Origin of the sequence: Leptolyngbya sp. FACHB-36, from assembly GCF_014695955.1 — a bacterium.
GTDB lineage: Bacteria > Cyanobacteriota > Cyanobacteriia > Leptolyngbyales > Leptolyngbyaceae > FACHB-36.
In genome coordinates, this window is the sequence record NZ_JACJPG010000357.1 from 1 (window position 1) to 3,035 (window position 3,035).

A 3,035-nucleotide genomic window follows, 5' to 3' on the forward strand; every position below is an offset into this window, starting at 1 on the left:
GAACTGCGCTGCCAACCTAAGTTGGGCGCTGCAATCAAGGTGAGCACGTCTGGGTTTTGCTGGCGAAACGTGGTGAACGCACCGTCGAGGTGCATAGGTCCACCGTCAGGGTGTCCGGGGGGACGGCTTTGCACAAGTTCTAGAAAGTCGATTAGGCGATCGAGAACGCGGTGGTGGACCGCGTAAAAGTGGGTGGTGGCTAACGGTCCTACAAACGGAGTCAGCGGCTCCGTGGCGTCTGCAACCGATTCAATGTGCCCAAAGTAAACGAAGCCCCACTCGGTCTGCTGTAGCTGCCGCATCCAGTTAGCGGAGGTTGCGGAAAACTGCTCGGAAATCGTCAGGTCGTCTTCCATCACGAGCACCGAGTTCAATCCATCTGCCTTTGCCTGCCGCAGAATTTTCAGATGGCTCAGAAAGCACCCCCGCGCTCCAAAGCTCGGAAACCCATCGAGCGTCTCTGGTCGAATTGCTGGGAAAATTTCGACCGATTGCGGCGTCAACGGCATTCCTGCATTTTCTAGCTCTCGCACCATGTCTTTGCGTCGATCGACCCGCTCCGGCAAATTCACCACAAAGGTGCGATCAAAAAACTCTGTAATTTTCATAGTGAACTCCGCATAAACCGTTTCACAACGAACGCTGTCCCTGGTCTAGCGTCAGAGTGCCCAAAATCCTCCTCTATTCTCTATTTCCTACTCCGTCTCTTTCCAACCGCTACACTAGAAGAGCACGATTTCTCAGCATTTTCAGTCTTCGCGGTTCATGAAAAACGTTGTGGTAGGACTCTCCGGCGGAGTCGATAGTTCAACAGCCGCCGCTATTCTGCATCATCAAGGTTACGCAGTGATTGGGTTGACCTTGTGGTTAATGAAGGGCAAAGGACAGTGCTGCTCGGAGGGCATGGTGGATGCGGCGAAGCTGTGCGAGCAGTTGGGTGTGCCGCACCACATTGTGGATATTCGCGACGCGTTTCAGGAGAATATTGTGGACTACCTGGTGTCTGGCTACAGCACTGGAATTACGCCACTACCCTGTTCTCAGTGCAATAAGGCAGTGAAGTTTGGTCCGATGCTGCGCTACGCTCGCCAGGAGTTAGGCGTCGATCTCATTGCCACTGGACACTACGCCCGCACGCGCTACGATGAGACGACCGGGCGCTACCAGCTTCTCCGCGCCGTGGACCGCAACAAAGACCAATCCTACTTTCTCTACGATTTGTCGCAAGACATCTTAGAGCATGTGCTGTTTCCGCTAGGCGAACAGCCCAAGACCGAGACCCGTCGTGCTGCTGCTGAGTTTGGCTTACACACGGCTGACAAGCCGGAAAGCCAAGACCTTTGCTTAGTCGAAGCGAATGGCTCAATGCGGGCATTTTTGGACAAGTACCTGACGCCGCAGAAAGGCGACATTGTGGACCAGTCGGGCAATGTGCTGGGGCAGCACGACGGTGTGCATCATTACACGATCGGACAGCGTAAGGGACTTGGCATTGCCCACAGCGAGCCGCTGTACGTTGTGGCGCTGGATGCTCAACAAAACCGCGTCATCGTTGGCGATCGTACGGCAACGCTTTCAGGCGGATGCACAATACAGCGCGTCAACTGGGTCTCGATAGCCAATCCGACTGCGCCAATTTCAGCTCAGGTGCAGATCCGCTACCGCTCTGCTGCCGTGCCTGCGACCGTGATTCCGCTGAAGGGTGACGACCCCTCAGGTTTACCCCATCGGGTACGAATTGTGTTTGAGAACCTGCAGTCAAGCGTTACTCCGGGTCAAGCTGCTGTATGGTACGACGATGACGTGCTGCTTGGTGGTGGCATCATTGAGCAGCAGGTGGATTAAAGAACGCAACTAGAATTCGTTGAGAAGTTGTAGGGGCGTTTCGCCCTAAGCAGTTCAGGAACGCGAAGCGGGTTGCTTTGTGCGTTGCTAGCTATCTGCTTCGCTGTCGTCTCCAACGACTTCTCGTACGCGGTAGATCGGGCGTCCTTGGGATTCGTGGTAGGTCCGCATCATTACTTCTGCCAGCAAGCCCAGGGTAAACAGTTGTACCCCAGCCAACAGCAAAACCACGGTCAGGGTGAGCAGAGGACGATTGCCGATCGTCTGTCCCAGTCCCAGTTTAAGGAACGTCAGGTACAGCCCAGAAATTGTACCCAGGGCCATCGACACCAAACCAAATAGCCCAAACACGTGCATCGGGCGAGTAAGAAACTTCCGCATGAACCAGACCGTTAACAGATCCATGATCACGCGGAAGGTGCGGTCCAGTCCGTACTTGCTCTTACCAAAGCGGCGGGCGTGATGCCGCACTGGCAGTTCAGTAATGCGTGCGCCTTCAATAAATGCCAAAGCGGGCAAGAAACGGTGCAGTTCGCCATACAGATTCATATCGGCGACCAGTTCTGCTCGATACGCCTTCAGCGAACAGCCGTAGTCGTGCAGCTTGACTCCAGTCACTTTGCCGATTAGCCAGTTAGCGATCTTCGAGGGCAGCAGTCGAGTCAGGGCAGCATCCTGACGGTCCTTGCGCCAGCCGCTTACCAAGTCGTACCCTTCGTTCAGTTTGGCTAGCAGCATAGGGATGTCAGCCGGGTCATTCTGCAAGTCGCCGTCTAGCGTCACAATCACCCGTCCTCTGGCATGCCCGAACCCTGCCGCCATTGCTGCGGTTTGTCCGTAGTTGCGCCGCAGGATCACAGCTCGAAGGTCGTTACGATCGTGAGCAAGCTGTTTGAGCAGGTTGGTGGACCCGTCTGTAGAGCCATCATCTACGCAGATTAATTCGTAGGAAAGCTGATCAGCCGTTAGGGTAGACGTGATCGCTTCAACCAGATGTGGCAGGCTTTCATACTCGTTATGGATTGGAACCACCACCGAGAGATCCGGTTGGATTGAGCGCGATCGACGGGTTGTCAGTTCGGGATGTAGGGAGATACTCATGCTTCTCAAGAGATGTCAACGAGATGAAAGCGGCAGCGAAATACTTAAAAGCAGTGTACGGGGACAGGAGGTAATTACCGCGATTTCAG

At 54.7% G+C, this 3,035-nt stretch carries 3 protein-coding genes; 1 reads left to right on the plus strand and 2 read right to left on the minus strand.

Annotated elements, in window-relative coordinates:
- Window positions 1–608: glycosyltransferase family 25 protein (locus tag H6F43_RS10095; protein ID WP_190342653.1), on the minus strand; the 608-nt coding region annotated here is incomplete at its 3' end.
- Window positions 609–735: 127 nt separating this feature from the next.
- On the opposite strand from H6F43_RS10095, the gene mnmA reads away from it, so the two are divergent.
- The gene (mnmA, locus tag H6F43_RS10100) at window positions 736–1,845 is read left to right on the plus strand and encodes a tRNA 2-thiouridine(34) synthase MnmA (RefSeq protein WP_347272393.1); all 1,110 of its coding nucleotides are present in this window, start codon (window positions 736–738) and stop codon (window positions 1,843–1,845) included.
- A gap of 87 nt (window positions 1,846–1,932) precedes the next feature.
- On the opposite strand, the gene H6F43_RS10105 is transcribed toward mnmA, so the two are convergent.
- Window positions 1,933–2,946, minus strand: coding sequence for a glycosyltransferase family 2 protein (locus H6F43_RS10105; RefSeq protein ID WP_190342655.1), 1,014 nt, complete (start codon window positions 2,944–2,946; stop codon window positions 1,933–1,935).
- Window positions 2,947–3,035 lie beyond the last annotated feature (89 nt).

Excerpts from the sequence above, each read along its gene's own strand:
- H6F43_RS10105 (WP_190342655.1), bottom strand. The coding sequence starts at position 2,946 with ATGAGTATCTCCCTACATCCCGAACTGACAACCCGTCGATCGCGCTCA.